The sequence below is a fragment of the Kitasatospora sp. NPDC023120 genome (assembly GCF_055560835.1).
This window is the reverse complement of sequence record NZ_JBVHHY010000025.1, coordinates 12,628-30,688: the sequence shown is the minus strand read 5'-3', so window position 1 is coordinate 30,688 and position 18,061 is coordinate 12,628. Positions and strand designations below refer to the sequence as shown.

Here is an 18,061-nt window from a genome sequence, read left to right as displayed (position 1 = left end):
CGCCGTACTCGGATTCAGGCGGGGAATGCCCCCCGTGGTGCCTTCCGTTTCCTGGTGGCCCGGTCCGGCCGCGCACGCCGGCGGGGGTCCGATTGCCTGGGCGTCCGCTCCCTCACCGACGACGCACAGGCCTCGGTCCAGTCCCGCGGGCGACGCCAGGCCGCGGCCCCGGAGGAGCCCACGGCCTGGGCGGGGACATCACGCCATGCGGCACCGGTCCGCAGTACGTAGGTGATGCCAGCCGGGGCCGCCCGGTCCGGGACTCGTTCATCACGATCAGGTCTCAGCCACCGGCTCAGGTCTTGCCCGGCGGGCATGTAATCGATTCCAATCGTGGGAATGCGTCGATGTAATCGATTCCACAAGGAGGTGGGGCGGCTGTGACGAGCATCAAGGACGTCGCCGCCGAGGCAGGCGTGTCCGTCGCCACTGTCTCGCGTGTCCTGAACGAGCACCCTTCGGTGAGCAAGGACGCGCGGGCGCGGGTGCTGGCCGCCGTCGCGTCGCTCGGCTACCGGCCCAACGCCGTGGCGCGGTCGCTGCGTACCGATCAGACCCACACCCTGGGCCTCGTGATCAGCGACGTGCTGAATCCGTACTTCACCGAGCTCGCACGGTCCGTGGAGGAGGAGGCGCGGGCGCTGGGGTACAGCGTGATCATCGGGAACGCCGACGAGCGGCCGGAACTGCAGGACCACCACGTACGGACGCTTCTGGACCGCCGTATCGACGGGCTGCTGGTCTCGCCCACCGACGGCGGGTCGCCGCTCATGCTGGACGCCGCCCGGGCCGGGACACCGATGGTGTTCGTGGACCGGTGGATCCCCGGCGTCGACGTGCCGGTGGTGCGGGCGGACGGGCGGGGTGCCGTACGGGATCTCGTCGTGCACCTGCATCGGCTGGGGCACCGGCGGCTGGCGATCATCGCCGGACCGGCGGCCACCACGACCGGGCAGGAGCGTGTGGAGGCGTTCCGCGAGGCGCTGGAGGAGTGCGGTCTCGACCTGCCGGACCAGTACATCGGCCAAGGCGACTTCCAGGCCGCCAGCGGCCGGCGGGCGACCGAGCGGTTCCTCGACCTCGCCGAGCCCCCGCAGGTCGTGTTCGCGGCGGACAACCTGATGGCGCTGGGCGCCCTGGACGCCGTACGCGCCCGTGGTCTGCGGGTGCCGGACGACATCGCGCTCGCCGCGTTCGACGACATCCGCTGGTTCGTGCACACGGACCCGCCGATCACCGCGATCGCCCAGCCCACGGGCGAGCTGGGCCGGGCCGCCGTGCGCGCGCTCGTGGACCGCATCGAGGGGCGGGCGGCACGATCCGTGACGCTCCCCGCCCGTCTCGTCGTTCGCCGCTCGTGCGGCGAGAACCCCGCAACGAACGAGGACCCCGCAACGAACAGGAGCCAGTCGTGAGCAACGCGGACGAGTTGCTGCGCATCGAGGGCATACGGAAGACCTTCCCCGGCGTGGTCGCGCTGGACCGCGTCGACTTCGACCTGCGGCGGGGCGAGGTCCATGTGCTGCTCGGTGAGAACGGTGCGGGAAAGAGCACCCTGATCAAGATGCTCTCCGGTGCCCACACACCCGACGAGGGCCGCATCCTGGTCGGTGGTGAGGAGGTCCGCATCCATGGTGCGCAGGACTCCGAGCGGCTCGGGATCGCCACCATCTACCAGGAGTTCAACCTCGTCCCGGATCTGACGGTCGCCGAGAACATCTTCCTGGGGCGCCAGCCGCGCCGGTTCGGGATGATCGACCGGAAGAAGATGGAAGCGGACGCTTCGGAGCTCCTGGAGCGCGTCGGCGTCAGCGTGTCGCCCCGCGCGCGGGTGCGTGAACTCGGCATCGCGCGCCTGCAGATGGTCGAGATCGCGAAGGCGCTGAGCCTGGACGCGCGGGTTCTGATCATGGACGAGCCGACGGCCGTGCTGACCTCGGAGGAGGTCGAGAAGCTGTTCGTGATCGTGCGCAGGCTGCGCGAGGACGGCGTCGGGATCGTCTTCATCACGCACCACCTGGAGGAGATCGCCGCCCTCGGGGACCGGGTCACGGTCATCCGGGACGGCAGGTCGGTCGGACAGGTGCCCGCCTCCACGCCGGAGGAGGAACTCGTGCGGCTGATGGTGGGCCGGTCCATCGAGCAGCAGTACCCGCGCGAGCGGGCCGTCCCGGGCACCGCGCTGCTGTCCGTGGAGGGACTGTCCCGGGACGGTGTCTTCCACGACGTCAGCTTCGAGGTGCGGGCCGGCGAGGTCGTCGGCGTCGCGGGGCTGGTCGGGGCGGGCCGTACCGAGGTGGTCCGGGCCGTCTTCGGGGCCGACCCGTACGACCGCGGTACGGTCCGCGTCTCCGGGGCTTCCCTGAAGCGGCACGACATCGGCGCCGCCATGACCGCGGGAATCGGTCTGGTGCCCGAGGACCGCAAGGGTCAGGGGCTCGTGCTCGACCAGTCGGTCGAGGAGAACCTCGGACTCGTCACCCTCAAGTCCGCCACCAGGGCCGGAATCGTCGACCTCAAGGGTCAGCACGACGCCGCCGCGCGGATCGCAGGGCAACTCCGCGTACGGATGGCCGGGCTCGGTCAGCAGGTGCGCACGCTGTCCGGCGGCAACCAGCAGAAGGTCGTCATCGGCAAGTGGCTCCTGGCCGACACCAGGGTGCTGATCCTCGACGAGCCCACGCGCGGCATCGACGTCGGCGCCAAGGTCGAGATCTACCAGCTCATCAACGAGCTGACGGCCGCCGGGGCCGCCGTCCTCATGATCTCCAGCGATCTGCCCGAGGTGCTCGGGATGAGCGACCGGGTGCTGGTGATGGCCCAGGGCCGGATCGCGGGCGAGTTGTCCGCCGACGAGGCCACGCAGGACGCGGTCATGTCGCTGGCCGTGAGCAATCCCACTACCGAACTGGAGGCCCCCCGTGGCCGCTGAAACGCTCAAGAGCGGTACGGGCGCCGGTGGCGCCGCGGCGTTGCGCCGTCTGCTGCTCGACAACGGCGCGCTGACCGCGCTGATCTTCCTCGTCATCGCCATGTCGGCGCTGTCGGGCGACTTCCTCACCACCGACAACCTGCTCAACGTCGGCGTCCAGGCGGCCGTGACCGCCGTCCTCGCCTTCGGCGTCACCTTCGTGATCGTCTCGGCGGGCATCGACCTGTCGGTCGGTTCGGTGGCCGCGCTGTCGGCGACCGTGCTGGCGTGGAGCGCCACGTCGCACGGAGTGCCGGTGGTCGTCGCGGTGCTGCTGGCGCTGGCGACGGGTGTGGCCGCCGGCCTGGTGAACGGCTTCCTGATCTCGTACGGCAAGCTGCCGCCGTTCATCGCGACGCTCGCGATGCTGTCGGTGGGGCGTGGTCTGGCGCTGGTGATCTCGGACGGATCGCCGATCGCGTTCCCGGGCTCGATCTCCCACCTGGGTGACACGCTCGGCGGGTGGCTGCCGGTGCCGGTGCTCGTCATGGTGGCCATGGGGCTCGTCACGGCGTTCGTCCTCGGCCGTACGTACATCGGCCGCTCGATGTACGCCATCGGCGGCAACGAGGAGGCGGCCCGGCTCTCGGGTCTGCGGGTGCCCAGACAGAAGCTCGCGATCTACGCGCTGTCCGGTGTGTTCGCCGCGGTCGCCGGTGTCGTCCTGGCCTCCCGGCTCTCCTCCGCGCAGCCGCAGGCCGCCACCGGGTACGAGCTGGACGCCATCGCCTCCGTCGTCATCGGCGGCGCCTCCCTCGCCGGTGGTACGGGCAAGGCGTCGGGGACGCTGATCGGCGCGCTCATCCTCGCGGTGCTGCGCAACGGGCTGAACCTGCTGAACGTCTCCGCGTTCTGGCAGCAGGTCGTCATCGGTGTCGTCATCGCCCTGGCGGTGTTGCTCGACACGGTGCGGCGCAAGGCCGGGGCCACTCCCACGGCGATCGGGGCGCCCGGCGGCGGAAGGGGCAAGCAGGTCGCCACGTACGGGCTCGCGGCTGTCGTCGCGGTGGCGATCGTGGGTGCGACGTCGTTCCTGCACGACGGTCCGAAGTCCGGCACTCAGAAGATCGGCCTCTCGCTCTCCACGCTCAACAACCCGTTCTTCGTGCAGATCCGGTCGGGTGCGCAGGCCGAGGCGAAGCTGCTGGGGGTGGACCTGACGGTCACCGACGCGCAGAACGACGCCTCGCAGCAGGCCAACCAGCTGCAGAACTTCACCAGTTCGGGGCTCGGGGCGATCGTCGTCAATCCGGTGGACTCCGACGCGGCGAGCAACCCGGTGGCGGCCGCGGGCAAGGCGAAGATCCCGGTCATCGCCGTCGACCGCGGCGTCAACAAGGCCGATGTGAACGCACTGGTCGCCTCCGACAACGTCGCCGGCGGTGAGCAGGCGGCGAAGGCTCTCGCCGAGAAGCTCGGTGGCAGCGGGAAGATCGTGATCCTCCAGGGGCTGGCCGGTACCTCCGCCGCGCGCGAGCGGGCCGAGGGATTCGCCAAGGGACTCGAGGCGTACCCGGGGATCGAGGTCGTCGCGCAGCAGCCGGCCGACTTCGACCGGACCAAGGGCCTCGACGTCATGTCGAACCTGCTCCAGGCGCACCCGGACGTCCAGGGTGTCATCGCCGCGAACGACGAGATGGCGCTCGGCGCGGTGAAGGCGCTCGGCTCCAAGGCCGGCGAATCCGTGCAGGTCGTCGGCTTCGACGGAACTCCCGACGGATTGAAGGCGGTCGAGCAGGGGACGCTGTACGCGTCCGTGGCCCAGCAGCCGTCGCAGCTCGGGAAGATCGCCGTGGACAACGCGGTCAAGGCGATCAAGGGGGAAAAGGTCGAGGAGACCATCAAGGTGCCGGTGAAGGTGGTCACGAAGGAGACCGTGGCCGGGTTCAGCGGCTGAGACGGGAAAGGGGTGGCCGGGGTGCCCGCGGAAGCGGGGCTCCGGCTGCCCTGTTTCGGATTTCCTGATTGGGGAGTTTCATGTACGACTACGACGTGTTGGTCGTGGGGTCGGCCAACGTCGATCTCGTGATCGGTGTCGAGCGCAGGCCCGGGGCCGGGGAGACGGTGCTCGGGTCGGACCTCGCCGTCCATCCCGGCGGCAAGGGGGCCAACCAGGCGGTCGCCGCCGCGCGGCTCGGGGCGCGCACGGCGCTGCTCGCGCGGGTCGGGGACGATGCCAACGGGCGGCTGCTGCTGGACTCGCAGCAGAATGCGGGGGTCGACACGCAGAGCGTCCTGGTGGGCGGGGCCCCGACCGGCGTCGCACTGATCACCGTCGACCCGTCGGGGGACAACAGCATCGTGGTGTCGCCCGGCGCGAACGGGCGGCTCACGCCGGAGGACGTCCGGGCCGCCGCGCCTCTGTTCCACGCCTCGCGGGTGGTCTCGGCGCAGTTGGAGATCCCGTTGGAGTCGGTCGTGGAAGTCGTGCGGCAACTGCCGTCCGGCACGAGGTTCGTGTTGAACCCCTCTCCGCCGCAGGCGCTGCCGGTCGAGGTCCTGGCGGCCTGCGACCCGCTGATCGTCAACGAGCACGAGGCCCGGGTGATCCTGGGCGGCGAGACCATCGGTGACGATCCCGCCGAATGGGTGCGGGAGTTGCTCGCGAGCGGGCCCAAATCGGTCGTGGTGACGCTCGGTTCGGAGGGTGCGTTGGTCGCGTCCGCCGAGGAGAAGGCCGTGCGGGTCGCGTCGGTGAAGGTCGACGCCGTCGACACGACGGGTGCCGGTGATTCCTTCACGGCCGCACTGGCCTGGAAGTTGGGCGCGGGCGCCTCGCTCGTGGAGGCCGCCGCGTACGCCGCTCGGGTGGGCGCCGTCGCCGTGACACGGCGGGGGGCCCAGGAGTCGTTCCCCACCGCCGAGGAGGTCGAGGCGCTGTGAAGAAGGGCGGGATTCTGAATCGCCATCTCGCCGGAGCCGTAGCCGAGTTGGGGCACGGTGACCAGGTGCTCGTGTGTGACGCGGGGATGCCGATTCCGGACGGGCCCCGGGTGGTCGACCTCGCTTTCCGGGCGGGGATTCCGTCGTTCGAGGACGTACTGGCCGGGCTCCTCGACGAGTTGGTGATCGAGGGGGCGCTCGCGGCGCAGGAGGTACGGGAGGCGAACCCCGCCGCGGCCGAGTTGCTGAGCGGCTCCTTCGCCGAACTGTCGTACGTGCCGCACGAAAAGCTGAAGGAACTGAGTGCGGGGGTGCGCTTGGTGGTGCGGACCGGGGAAGCCCGGCCGTACGCGAACGTGCTGCTGCGGTGCGGAGTGTTCTTCTGACGAGCTGGTGGGTGATTGCCGTGGGTTGGGCTTGATCAGCCAGGGACGGCATGATCTGTCGCTGTGGCGATCACGGTGAATCGCGCGGTCCTCGGGCGGTACGAGAGCCGGCGGCACACGGTCCGTGGCGGTGTGCGACGTCGGGCCGCCGGGCCGCCGGCCCGGGCGCCAAGCACCGGCCGGTGTCAGCAGTCACGTACGTAATTCCCCACCGCATAGTCACGTTTCCCCATGGGACGGCGGTCGTGGACAGGCGTCGTGACGTTCTGTGGTCGCACCAGCATCACCGCCGGCCTCCGCCGCATCTCCTACGAGCCCTTCACTCGCCCCCTCGACCTCCTCGACATCCCGTGACCAGGACAGATGCAAGATCATCAGGAGAATCAGCCCTGGGTAATGGGCCCGGGACGGAGGAAGGGAGACGCAATGCATGGGCGAGCGTGCGGGAATGTCCCTGGGCGCGCGCGTTAACGCCATCGTGGCCTAGAATTAAATGACGCTTCGTGAAGGAGGAGCAATGCGCGGATTCCACTGCATAGATCCGTCGCACGGCAGGATCGATTTCACCGGCGCGGATGACGAAGAGCTGTTCGGACATATCAAGGCGCACGCCGCCGAGGCTCATCCTGACCTCACCGACACCCAGCTCAGGGAGATGATGGCTGGCGCTGACTGGTGGCGGTCGATGGCGACATCTGGAAACAACGCAGGGTCATCGCCGTCCGCCTACGACAAGTAATGCGACCGAGCGTCGCCCGTTCCCCCGACGCGATCTCCGGGCAGCCGGCGACGTCGAGATGCTCCAGGCCAAAGTCCTGATGATCTTGCATCTGTCCTGGTCACGGGATCTCGAGGAGGTCGAGGGGGCGAGTGAAGGGCTCGTAGGAGATGTGGCGGAGGCCGGCGGTGATACTGCGTCCGCGGTTACGACCACCCCAGCCAGGTCGAACGGTTCCAACGGGGCGGCGAAGCGGGTGATTTCGTTCGTCTTGTCCGGTACTCGCAGCTGGGCCACGGTCCGGCCGGCGCCAGTGATCGCGGCGAGTCGAGTTCAGGATCATGCGACGATCGCCCCGCCGTCCGAGGAATCCCCGTGTGGGTGACAGCTCCAGTGGATCGACCCGCCCTCTAGCCTCGATCTTTCATGACGGACCGTCATTCACTGGCGGTCCGTTTCCGCTGTCTGGACCGGTGGCAGGCATGTCTGTGGTCCGGCTGTCGCGTCGGATGGGCGCCGGGTTCCACGGCTCCGGCAGGGGTCCCTGGCTCCTACGGTGTCACGAGGCGCCGGCCGCCGCCGATCGTAGGCGTCCCACAGCACCTCAATACGCTCTGTACGGGCCGCGCGGGCGAGCTCCTGGGCAAGCGGGTCTTACCGACGCCCGGTTCCCCGTGCACCACCACGACCGGCGGACCGGCGGCATCACCCCCGCGCCCAGTGTCGCCTGCAACGCCGTGAGCTCCGCCTCGCGTCCGACGAACACGCTGCGCACGTAAACATCACAGGGTCCTGCCCGAAATCGGCCCAACGCGGGGAGCTCACGCGCGCGAGGTCGGACACAAACCTCCTCATATGCGCACCAGCACGCCCCGTTGTCGGATCGACGGATCCATCGGCCTCACCGACCGGCCCACGCCGTCAACATGCCGGTCGGCCGCCCGGCTCAGCTCCGGCAGGCGGTCCGCGGCGGGGCCGGTGGGCACCACGACGAAGGGCCTGCCCGGGTCCGGTAGCGCTCAACGCTTCAGTCTAGGGATTCGGGGCGTCGGGGGAAGGGAACGGCGTTGTTCTGCGCTGGGTGAAGTCGGGCGGCTCCGGCGGCGGCCCCGGCGGGCAGTGGCGGAGCGTCACGCCCCGGCGCCACCGCACGCCGCCCGGCAGGTCGAACTCCCCCTGACGGCTCGCCACCGGGATCTTCTCGACGGCGAGCGAGGCCTTGGCCTTGCAGTAACCCGCCCGCACCGCCACCAGCCGGCCCCCGCGTACGACGGCCACGATCCCGTTGAGGTCGAACACCACCTCGATGTCCACCCCGAGGGTGCCCACCGAAGCGCCGTCGACCAGCACGTTCACCGTCGGGTGGTGCACCGACCTGACCCGGTGCTCCAGCAGTGCGACCACCTCCTCGCTGCCCGGGGCAGCGCAGGTGCTGCGCGCGGCCGCCGCGAGTCCCGCGTGGGTGCGCCAGCCGCCGGCCACCAGGTCGATCATGTCCAGCCCCAGGAACCCGTGGACGACACTCGCGGCCTGCTGCGATGCCGTCCGGAACAGGGCCTTGTTCAGGCCGCTCAGGGCGGAGATCGCGTCCTGCCGGCGGAGGGCGTCGGTGAGCGGTTCCACGGCTCCCAGGAACGTCCCCAGGCTGTACGGGTCATCCGTCGCGACCATCGTCATCGCGCACCTCCTCGATGCTCTGCCGGCCCTTGTCCACGTGCGGCTCCAGCCGGACGCTGCGCCCGGGCGCAGCGGGGTCTCCCTGCTCGGTCAGATCCACCCGGGCCGGGCCCCACGCGCCCGCCTGCGCCGTCACGGCGCCCGAGGTACCGCCCGTACCCGACGGGGAGCCGGTGCCCGACGGGGCGCCCGTGCCCGCCGCCGCGCCCGCCCGCAGGACACGGCGCAGCCCGAACGCCGCCAGTGCGAGCGCCAGGAGCGCCCCGAGAATGATCCAGGGCAGGTTGTCGGGCTTCGGTGGGAGCTGCCGGGCGACGACCACCGGGACGGTCTCGGTCACCGTGCCGGTGTCCGCGCATTCCACGGTGACCCGGTGGGGGCCGGTGGGCGCGCCCGGCGGGATGGTGGCGGTCGCCTGGAACTCTCCTGCCGCGTCGACCGTGAGCGGGCGTGTCCTCGGCCCGTCGTCCCAGGAGAGCACAACCTGGCGCGGCCCGGCGTTGGTGGGGCAGGCGTCCGGCCGGCCGGAGACGCGCAGGGGGGCGCCCGGCGTTGCGGTCATCGTGTGGCCAGGTGACGGTGGGATCGGTGTCGGGGTGGGCGTGGTGGGACCGGGAGCGGCCTTGACCTGGAGGTGGGCGTCGGCCGTGATGCGTGGTTCCGACGCGCAGGACGCCCCGACGACGTGGTCACCATCGGTGGCGTTCGGGGGCACGGTGAGGCGGGTGCTGAAATATCCGTCGGCGTCGGGCTCGCCCCGGTCGGGAAGTGCGGTCGTGCCCCACGTGAGGGTGACGGTGTCTTTCGGCGGACAGGCGAAGCCCGTCCCGGCCAGGGTTGCGGCGGACCCGGGTGCCACACGGGACGGATCCGCCGTCAGAGTGGCCGGCGCGACGGTGAACGTGGCTTCCGCAACGGCGAGGCTGGGACCCGTGCACGTCGCCTGGACCTTGTGCGGGCCGTCCGTGGCCCTGTCAGGCACCGTGAATGTACGGGAGGTCGGCTGATCACCACCGAGCTGGACGGTCGCGAGGTCCGTAGCCGGATCGTCCCAGGTCAGCTGGACAGCGGCGGGGACAGGACGCTTGCCTGCCGTTCGGCAGCCGCCGAAGCCGGACAGCGTCAGCTGAACCGTCCCGTTCCGGGGCCCGTATGCCGGTTTCAGGGAGACGGCCGGTTCCGCTGTGGTGCTTTCCGTGGGCGAAGAAGGCGTGGGCGACGGCGTGGGTGTGGGCGACGGCGTGGGCGTGGGCGTGGGCGACGGCGAGATGCTCGCGCCCGTGGTGACGACGCCCGTGCCGAGGACGGCAAGCGCGGCGAGCAGCGCGGCCAGGCCCCGCGGCAATGCCTTCACCAGTCACTCCGTTCTCCGCCCGTCCCGCCGCCGCCATTCTCACCCCCGACCGGTTCGTGTGCACCCCGTGACCGCACGGGCTCGGGGCGGGAGCTGCGGACGTGCTCCACCAGCGGTGTGGCGCACGCACCCGGGGTCGACGCAGTTGCCGGCCACCCCGTGCGGAGCGCCCTCCGGAGCGGCGGCCTCGCTGTCACGCCCCGCCCAGCGTCTCCACCAGCGCCGCCAGGAACTCCTTCGGGCGCTCCAACTGCACGCTGTGCCCGGCACCTTCGACCGCGACCTCGCGCACCCGCCCGCCCGCGGCGGCGTAGCGGTCCAGCACGGCACGGGTCTGCGCCACCATCGGCTGCGCCGGGCAGGTGTCCGCGCCGGGCCAGCCCGGAACCGCTCCGATGGCCCCCAGGTGGGCCAGGTCGAAGAGCGAGGCGTCGGAGACGATCACGTCGGCCGTGCCGCGGATCCACAGGATCGGCGGCTTCGGCTCGACCAGTTCCAGGTCGTCGATCCGGAAGTGGGTCGGCGCCATCGAGTTGAGCACCCCGCGTTCGCCGGGTCCGAAGCCCGGCCAGGCGTCGCTCGTACGGCTGTCGCCCGGATAGTGGTCCTCCCCGGTCCGGGTGGTCAGCATCGCCGCAACGTAGCGGTCCGGCTCCGCGAGCGGCTCGCTGACGTAGGCGGTGTCCAGCACCGAGCGCGGCGCGAACGGCGACCCGGCGCCCGGCTCGCCCTCGCGCAGCAGCCGGACGAACTCGGGGGCCGCACCGCCGGCGCCGGAGCCCGCTCCGTCGGGCGAGTTGAGCCGTCCGTCCACCCCGTGGGTGCCGCCGAAGCCGTACGGGGAGACCGGGTTGACCAGGGTGAGCGAGCGGACCAGCTCCGGCCGGTCGCGCAGCAGTTGCAGCACCACGCCGCCGCCCATGCTCCAGCCGACCAAGTGCACCGGGCCGAGTGCGAGTTCCGCCACGAAGGAGAGCAGGTCCTCGCTGTGGTCGCGCAGACCCCGGGTGGCGTCCACCGGTAGCGGCTCGCTGCCGCCGAAGCCGCGCAGGTCTGGCGCCAACGGCCGGTAGCGTGGTGGGAGTTGGGCCATTGTCGAGTGCCAGAAGACGCCAGAGGAGACGTTGCCGTGCACCAGGACCACGGGCTCCCCGGTCCGGCCCTCGACCTCGGCGTAGTTCACGGTCAGCCGGTCGGTGGCTACCAGTCGATCGGTGATCATCCGGATCTCCTCAGCTCAGCCAGCCGGCGACCTGCGCGCTCGCCGCGCTGTCCCAGCCGAGTTCCAGGTGGTTGGCGGAGGCGATCAGCGCGGTGCCGCCGACGGTGCCGAACCCGGTGGTGTCCAGCGCACTGGCCACGAAGACCACGCCGTCGCTTGGGCCGCGATCCTCGTTGAAGATCCCGAGGACGTTGGGCATACCGCCGGCCAGCAGGTACGCCGTCACCGAGGAGGGCACCCCGGCCTGGTGCAGCGGGGCGATCAACGAGCCGGCGTCGATCGCGGCCTGGATGCCGCCGCCGTCGGTGTAGAAGCCCTGCCCGCCGTAGTAGGTCGTGTACCAGTCCTGCTGAGTCTGGTCAACGCCGAAGACCGAGTCCCAGCGGGCCAGCATCTGCCGCTGCCCGGGGTAGTCGTCGTAGCCGCTCGTCGGTGTGAAGGAGAACTCCGGGTGCGCGGTGTAGGTGCCGTAGCAGGTCATGTGCAGGTGCGGAGAGGGGGCGTTGATCGCACCGCCGCACTGCGGCCAGATCGAGAAGTCGTGCGCCCACCCGTGCGCGAAGGGATAGTCGTAGCCACCGTTCGGACCGCCGAGCGTGATCAGCTTGCGCACGTCGCCCGCGTACGGGCGGCCCCAGGCGGGCTTGACCGAGGAAACGTAGGCCCGGGCCGACATCTCGCCCTTGCTCCAGCCCACCACGTCCACCCGCGGGACACCGAGCTTCGCGCGGATCAACGCGACCGCGTCGCCCACCTCCTGGGCCTGCATCAGGTTGTCGCCCTGCTTGTGCGCGAAGCCGATCGCGAAGACCCGGTAGCCCTGCCCGGCCAGCTTCTGCATCAGCCCCGTGCTCGGGCAGGAGGCGGCGCCGCAGCCGTAGCCGCCGGACTCGCCGGGGTTGGCCCAGGCTCGGTCCGGGTTGTCGTTGGCACCATGCACCAGCAGCACCGGGACCTGGCGCGCTCCGGTGTTCCAGCCCGGGGCCGAGTAGAGCAGGAAACGGCCGGAGAAGGGCTGCTTGACGCCGCCGAAGAAGGTGAGCCGCTGGCCGTCCTGGTTGCCGCGGCCGTCCGGCGGATACTGCTCCTGGCGGAAGCCGGGGGTGGTGTCGAGGTAGCGCTCGACGCGGTCCCAGCCGTTGGCGACGCTCCTGTAGGTCGCCTCCAGGGTCAGGTTGGACGGCACCGCCGCCGAGGCCGACCCCGCCGGAACGGCCGCACCGATCAGCGCCAGTACGCTGGCGAGCAGCCAGCCCAAGCCTCTCCGCCCACCACGTCCGTTCCTCCGCATGTGCGTTCACTCCTCCTCGTTCAGCTCCGGTGCGCGACACGCTACGGAGGCCGGAGTGCCATCTCTATGGCGGCGACACACACCTCGGGCGTCACGGTGTGGGCGTCTGACACCTGGCCCATGGAATTCGCGTGACTCCCCGAATGCCCCTACGACCTCTCGGAGTTGTCACGACGTCGGCTGCGAATGCGCCGAAGGTACCGGCAGATGGCCGCCCCGCTGATCGCCCGCGAGGCGCGCCTGTACCAGGCCGCCGATGTGCCACCCGGCGGGCCGGCGTGCCCGCCGCCCGGATCCACCATGAGATCCTCGGCCCCGCCCTGTGGCTGCCCGACACTCCGACGGAGCAGCACGCCCGTTAGGCCGACTGCCCGCGACCTGGACGCCATCTGCGTCTGGGCCCCGGGCACGGCGGCCCGGCCGTCCTGGCGGGCGCGTGGCTGGACGGCAGCTACACCGAGCACTACCCCGACATCACCCACGACGAGGCCGGCATGGCCGGGCTGTTCCGCCCGGTCTCCTTCCCCTGCGGCGCGCCGAGCCACGTCACCCCCGAGACTCCCGGGTCGATCCACGAGGGCGGCGAGCTCGGGTACTCGCTCGCCCACGCCTGGACCACAAGCCGAACCGACCGTGACCGCTCTGCGCGCCGTTCCGCAGCTTCATCCCGTCGGTGGTCTCGGTCGACCCCCGCCCTCGCCGTCCTCGTCCGCCCCCGCCGGCTCTCCGGCTTCACCTGCGTCGCCCGCGTCTCCTACCTCTCCGGCGTCGCGCGGTCCGCCCGGCTCCGCCGCGGCGGCTGCCGCACGCTGACCCTGTCGGGCCCCCCGGGTCCGCCAGGAGCCTGATCGCCGGAGACGATCACTCGGCTGCGGATCATCGCCCACTCCCTACGGTGTCCGGGTCACGGTACGGCCCGCCCGTGCGGCGGCAGCCGCGAACGCGCTCGCGTCGAGCACCGCCGCTCCGCCCGGGTCGTTGTTGAAGTACACGTGAACCTCGGCCGAGTCCGGCCAGCTGTCGGCGATTCGGCCCACCCAGCCTGCCAGTGCCTGCCGCCCGTACCGTGGCCGGGGCCGGGCCCGACCGGCGTGGCAGCGCAGGTAGCCCCATTCGCAGGTCCGCCACAGCGGGGTGACCGGGCGTGACTCCCGGTCCGCCCAGCACAGTGCGGCGGCCCGACCGGTCAGCACCGCACGGATCTCCGGCGTCCACCAGGACGGGTGCCGCGGCTCGACGGCCACCCGCGCACCCGCCGGGAAGGCGGCCAGACAGCGGTCCAGCAGCTCGGCATCCGCGTGCAGCGTGGGCGGCAACTGGAGCAGCACCGGGCCGAGCCGCTCCCCGAGCCCCTGTGCCGCCGCGAGCAGCCGCTGGACCGGCTCGGCCGGCTCGCGCAGGCGCCTGATGTGGGTGAGATAACGGCTCGCCTTCACCGCGAACACGAATCCCTCCGGGGTACGGGCGCGCCAGTCGGCGAAGGTGTCCGAGGAGGGCAAGCGGTAGAAGGCCGCATTGCTCTCCACCGTGGCGAACCGCTCGGCGTACTCCTCCAGCCAGCGCCGCTTGGGTGTCCCTTCCGAATAGAGCACCCCGCGCCAGTCGTCGTACTGCCAACCCGAGGTACCGACGATCAACGTCATATTTCCAGCAAACACCCATCCGGCGGACCAGGCCTTCGCTGAGGACACAAGCGGCGGTTGTCGCGCCCGGAAATACGCGGCCGAGCCGCCGGTAATGCCTCGTCCGCAGAGCGCGCAGGGGCTGGCTGCTGCTCATCCACCCCGCCACATCTGGATCGGCTGTCGCCGAAGGACGGAATGGCGGTCCGAATAAGACCGACCGGCAATAGGCGCCCGAGAGGTGGGGCGGGCATCACAACGGGCAGAGGTCCACGTGATCATGGAGTTCTCTACGCTCAGTGATCACGAAGGACGCCGTGCCCGCGCTGCCATCTTGCCTGTTTGGACCCCTTCTCGCGCTGGTCCACGGCTCGGACTACGAGCGCACTGACGCGCAGTCAGAGGGAAGCGGATCAACGCAGGCTGGTCGGTGTTCTGGCCTGTGGCGTTCCGTCACCTCTTGTCATCGCTCGGATACGTTGAGCTGTCGGCGGTTGATCCCAGGGAGTGAGCGAAGATGGCGACGGTGCTGGTGACGGGCGCGGCGGGGAACGTCGGCTCGAAGGTCGTCTGGGAGCTCCAGGACCGCGGGATTCCCGTCCGGGCCTTCGTGCGGGACCCGGGCCGCGCAGCTGCCGTCCTCGACGGTGACGCCGAGTTGGCGCAGGGCGACTTCTCCGAGCCGACGTCAGTCCGCCAGGCCCTCGCCGGTGTTGAGCGGCTGTTCCTGATCTGCGCTAACCACCCCCAGCAGGTCGAGTACGGGACACAGGTGATCGACGCGGCAGCAAGCGCCGGGGTCCGACAGGTGGTCATGCTGTCCACGATCGGCGCCGAGGCCGGGTCCCCGACGATGTTCTTCGACCAGCACGGCCGGATCGAGGAGCATCTGCGCGGCTCGGGAGTCCCGGCGGTGGTTCTGCGCTCCAGCCACATGATGTCGAACATCCTCGGTTCTGCCGCAACCATCCGCCAGGCCGGCCGTTTCTTCCTGCCCGCCGGTGACGCTCGGATCGCGATGATCGATCCACGGGATGTCGCTGCGGCGGCGGCCTCGGTGCTGAGCACGGCGGTGCAGGGCGGGCGGACTCATGTCCTCACCGGCCCGGAGGTGATCACCTACGGGGATGTCGCACGGCAGCTGTCGAGCGCGCTCGGCCGCCCGATCGAGTACGTGGCGGTGTCGGACGAGGCGGCTGCCGCCGGGATGGCTCAGGCGGGTATGCCGCCGTGGCTGGCGGAGCAGGTAGTGGCCGCCTTCGGGGCACTGCGTGACGGCGTCAACTCGTCCACCACGGGCACGGTGCGGGAGTTGACCGGCCGTGAGCCGCGCGGCATCGAGGTCTTCGCACGCTGGGCGGCTCCGCTGCTGTCAGGTTCGGTCTGAGAGCCTCCGTCAAATCGGCGCGCCACGCCGCAGCGGTCAGAGCGGTTGCGCCCATCGCCGCGAAGCCCGCGAGCGCGTAGAGGGTCAGGATGACGACCGCGCACCAGAAGTAGCCGACATCGGCCCAGGAGATGTCGTCCGAGCCGAAGACCGTGAGCGGGCCGTAGATGAGCGTCGCGAGGACGGCGAACAAGGAGCAGCAAGCAGCCGACGGTGTAGTAGCCGTTGACGCCGCCCCATCGGAGCAGATCGTGCAGGTCGCCGACCGGCGCGCCGCCGAACATGGAGCGCACGTTGGCGACGAGCACACTGATGAAGAAGTACGGCCCTGCGAGCCACAGGGTCAGCTGGACGAGGAGTGCCAGCACCGGCCAAGAGCAGGCAAAGTACGATCAGTGCGCTCGTTTTCCCCGACTCTGTGAGGAGTGCCCCGGATGGTGTTCAAGCGGCTTCTCGGCGCCCTGGGCGTCGGTGGACCCACCGTCGACACGGTCCTGTCCACGCCGACCGTCCACCCCGGCGGCACCGTGCACGGCCAGGTCAACCTGGTCGGCGGCGAACGCGACGCCGGGATCAACGGCATCACGCTCTGCCTGGCCGCCCGGGTCGAGGTCGAGCACGAGGACGGCGAGAGCCACACCGTCAAGGAGTTCGCCCGGGCGCAGGTCTGCGGCCCGCTGCGGCTGGCCGCCGGAGAGCAGCGTGCCGTCCCGTTCGCCCTCCCCGTGCCGTGGGAGACGCCGCTGACCGCGGTCGGGGGCCACCACCTGTCGGGCATGGTGCTCGGGGTCCGCACCGACGTGGACATCGCCGGCCAGCTGGACCGCGGGGACACCGACCCGCTCGCGGTGCAGCCACTGCCGGTGCAGCAGCGGGTGCTGGAGGCGCTGGCCGCGCTCGGCTTCCACTTCCACCGGGCCGACCTGGAAGCCGGCCGGATCCACGGCACGGGCCAGACGCTGCCGTTCTACCAAGAGATCGAGTACAAGGCGGCGCCGCAGTTCGCCGGGCGCTGCAACGAGATCGAGCTGTCCTTCGTCACCGACGCGCACCGGGTCGAGGTGGTGCTGGAGTTCGACAAGCGCGGCATGTTCCACAGCGGCGACTCGGCGCGCACGTTCCCGCTGGACCACGCGGCCGGGCAACACGACCTGACCGGCACGGTGGACGGCTGGATCCGCGGCGTGCTGGGCCACTGACCGCGCACGGGACCGTAACCCCGGCGGCTACGACCGCGCGTCGGATCGGATCGATCAGTTGGTCGTGATGTCCGGGATGCCGGTCGGGGCGGGGACGGACTCGAAGGTGAAGCTCTGCCCGGTGGGCGGGGTGGCGCACGGGAGTTGCAGTGCGAGGACGCCCGGGGTGGCGATACCGCCGGGAATGGTGACGCACGCGCTGCTGTGCGCCGGCTGGATGAGGTACCTCCCGGCGCCTTCGGGAGACGGGCGCAGCCGGAATCGTTCGGCGGTGCCCCGCCGGCCGCAGTAGTCGTTCATCAGGTGGGCGCCGTCGGTGAGAAGGGCCGATTCCACTCCCAGACAACCGTGGCCCAGGACGGGGTGGAGCGAACGGATCGTGTACTGCCCGCCGCCCGCCGGCTCCAGAACGTAGGTGGGTACGTTCCCCGGACAGTCGAACTGTCCGACTCGGCCGCCGCTGTCGTGGGCCGTGGACTCCCCGAGGCAGAGACGGGCGCCCGCGGTCCGGATCAGGTACGCGCCCGCCGCGAGCGGCGCCTGCTCCGGACGGCCGGCGGCGGGAACGGCCGGGGAGTCCGAACCCTCGCCCATGAGCGCCATCCCGCCTGCCACCGCGCCCAGTACGGCCAGGACGGCAACGGCTGCCAGAACGGCCACGGTCGGAACCGCGCCGCGCCGCAGCCGCCGTGAGCGGGAGGGTGTGAGCCGCGCGGTCTGCGGGGCACCGGTAACCGGCGGCTCCGGCGGGGCGGACCCGGCCGGGGCAGCGTCACCGGGTGCCTCGCGGGTGGCACCGGACGCCAGCCGGGCGCGTGCTTCGAGCCAGGAAGCCGAATCCTCCCCGTGGCCGCACGCCCGCACGAAGGCGTCCAGGAGTTCCGGCCGTGGCAGCAGATCGTGACGCAGCGCCTCGGCGATCGTGCTGCGCGGAAGCACGGTTCCGAACTCGGCGGCGCGGCGCTCCAATGCCCGGTAGGTCAGTCCGGACTGATCCCGGAGCTGTCGAAGACATGCGACGAACTGGGCCGTGTCGCGCGCTTGGGCGGGATCCGGCAGGGGCTGGGGACTCATGCCTCGATCCTGGCCGAGCAACCGGCGGCGAGCCACAGCGAATTGAGACGTTCACGACCGCGGGAGCGCGGCCTCGAGAGCGGGGCGACACGTGGCTCTCCCCCCGGACGTCCACGCGCCCCGGTCGTCGGCACGAGGGCCTGACCTGCGAGTGGACGGTCCGGGACGGGGCGACGTCCTGTCCCGGACTGTCCCGGACGCCTTGTGGCCTGGTGTCCGACGGCCCCGCACCACAGAGTCCTGATGTCGGGAGGGCTCGGACGGCGCCGTCCGCCGC

The 18,061-nt window shown here is 71.1% G+C and carries 14 protein-coding genes and 1 pseudogene; 9 read left to right on the top strand and 6 right to left on the bottom strand.

Annotation, left to right across the window (positions count from 1 at the left end):
- Positions 1-380: 380 nt before the first annotated feature.
- The 6 genes from ACZ3TI_RS30845 to ACZ3TI_RS30820 all read left to right on the top strand — a co-directional run bounded on the left by ACZ3TI_RS30845 (position 381) and on the right by ACZ3TI_RS30820 (position 6,979).
- Positions 381-1,415 (top strand): LacI family DNA-binding transcriptional regulator, encoded by a 1,035-nt coding sequence (locus tag ACZ3TI_RS30845; protein WP_465731977.1) that lies wholly within the window; start codon positions 381-383, stop codon positions 1,413-1,415.
- Positions 1,412-2,932, top strand: coding sequence for a sugar ABC transporter ATP-binding protein (locus ACZ3TI_RS30840; protein WP_465731975.1), 1,521 nt, complete (start codon positions 1,412-1,414; stop codon positions 2,930-2,932). The genes ACZ3TI_RS30845 and ACZ3TI_RS30840 overlap by 4 nt, the downstream gene beginning before the upstream one ends.
- Positions 2,922-4,868 carry an ABC transporter permease/substrate-binding protein gene (locus ACZ3TI_RS30835; RefSeq protein ID WP_465731973.1) on the top strand — a complete coding sequence of 649 codons (1,947 nt, stop codon included), beginning with the start codon at positions 2,922-2,924 and terminating at the stop codon, positions 4,866-4,868. The genes ACZ3TI_RS30840 and ACZ3TI_RS30835 overlap by 11 nt, the downstream gene beginning before the upstream one ends.
- A gap of 80 nt (positions 4,869-4,948) precedes the next feature.
- Positions 4,949-5,854, top strand: a complete 906-nt coding sequence (locus ACZ3TI_RS30830) for a ribokinase (protein WP_465731971.1) — start codon at positions 4,949-4,951, stop codon at positions 5,852-5,854.
- Positions 5,851-6,240 (top strand): D-ribose pyranase, encoded by a 390-nt coding sequence (gene rbsD / locus ACZ3TI_RS30825; RefSeq protein ID WP_465731969.1) that lies wholly within the window; start codon positions 5,851-5,853, stop codon positions 6,238-6,240. The genes ACZ3TI_RS30830 and rbsD overlap by 4 nt, the downstream gene beginning before the upstream one ends.
- Positions 6,241-6,757: 517 nt before the next feature.
- Positions 6,758-6,979: a hypothetical protein gene (locus ACZ3TI_RS30820; protein ID WP_366168671.1), complete on the top strand. Its 222-nt coding sequence runs from the start codon at positions 6,758-6,760 to the stop codon at positions 6,977-6,979.
- A 1,011-nt stretch (positions 6,980-7,990) separates the two neighbouring features.
- Here ACZ3TI_RS30820 and ACZ3TI_RS30815 read toward each other — a convergent pair.
- From ACZ3TI_RS30815 to ACZ3TI_RS30800, 4 genes are all read right to left on the bottom strand, one after another.
- A complete protein-coding gene (locus ACZ3TI_RS30815; RefSeq protein WP_465731967.1) occupies positions 7,991-8,635 on the bottom strand; it encodes a hypothetical protein in 645 nt (214 codons plus the stop codon).
- On the bottom strand, positions 8,613-9,197 hold the full coding sequence (locus ACZ3TI_RS30810) for a hypothetical protein (protein ID WP_465731965.1): 585 nt from the start codon (positions 9,195-9,197) through the stop codon (positions 8,613-8,615). Before ACZ3TI_RS30810 ends, ACZ3TI_RS30815 begins: the two co-directional genes overlap by 23 nt.
- Positions 9,198-10,182: 985 nt before the next feature.
- Complete coding sequence (locus ACZ3TI_RS30805) at positions 10,183-11,211, bottom strand: alpha/beta fold hydrolase (RefSeq protein ID WP_465731963.1); 1,029 nt, start codon at positions 11,209-11,211, stop codon at positions 10,183-10,185.
- A 10-nt stretch (positions 11,212-11,221) separates the two neighbouring features.
- On the bottom strand, positions 11,222-12,469 hold the full coding sequence (locus ACZ3TI_RS30800; RefSeq protein WP_465731961.1) for an esterase/lipase family protein: 1,248 nt from the start codon (positions 12,467-12,469) through the stop codon (positions 11,222-11,224).
- A 402-nt stretch (positions 12,470-12,871) separates the two neighbouring features.
- On the opposite strand from ACZ3TI_RS30800, the pseudogene ACZ3TI_RS30795 reads away from it, so the two are divergent.
- Positions 12,872-13,116: pseudogene (locus tag ACZ3TI_RS30795) on the top strand (phosphoketolase family protein); the annotation flags it as partial.
- Positions 13,117-13,392: 276 nt separating this feature from the next.
- Here ACZ3TI_RS30795 and ACZ3TI_RS30790 read toward each other — a convergent pair.
- Positions 13,393-14,145 (bottom strand): DUF72 domain-containing protein, encoded by a 753-nt coding sequence (locus ACZ3TI_RS30790; RefSeq protein ID WP_465731959.1) that lies wholly within the window; start codon positions 14,143-14,145, stop codon positions 13,393-13,395.
- Between the two features lie 496 nt (positions 14,146-14,641).
- Between ACZ3TI_RS30790 and ACZ3TI_RS30785 the strand changes: the two genes are divergently transcribed.
- Positions 14,642-15,511, top strand: coding sequence for an SDR family oxidoreductase (locus ACZ3TI_RS30785; RefSeq protein ID WP_465731957.1), 870 nt, complete (start codon positions 14,642-14,644; stop codon positions 15,509-15,511).
- A 434-nt stretch (positions 15,512-15,945) separates the two neighbouring features.
- Positions 15,946-16,710 carry a sporulation protein gene (locus tag ACZ3TI_RS30780; RefSeq protein WP_465731955.1) on the top strand — a complete coding sequence of 255 codons (765 nt, stop codon included), beginning with the start codon at positions 15,946-15,948 and terminating at the stop codon, positions 16,708-16,710.
- Positions 16,711-16,764: 54 nt separating this feature from the next.
- Here the strand turns inward: ACZ3TI_RS30780 and ACZ3TI_RS30775 are convergent, their stop codons facing one another.
- A complete protein-coding gene (locus tag ACZ3TI_RS30775; protein ID WP_465731953.1) occupies positions 16,765-17,784 on the bottom strand; it encodes an RICIN domain-containing protein in 1,020 nt (339 codons plus the stop codon).
- Positions 17,785-18,061: the final 277 nt, after the last annotated feature.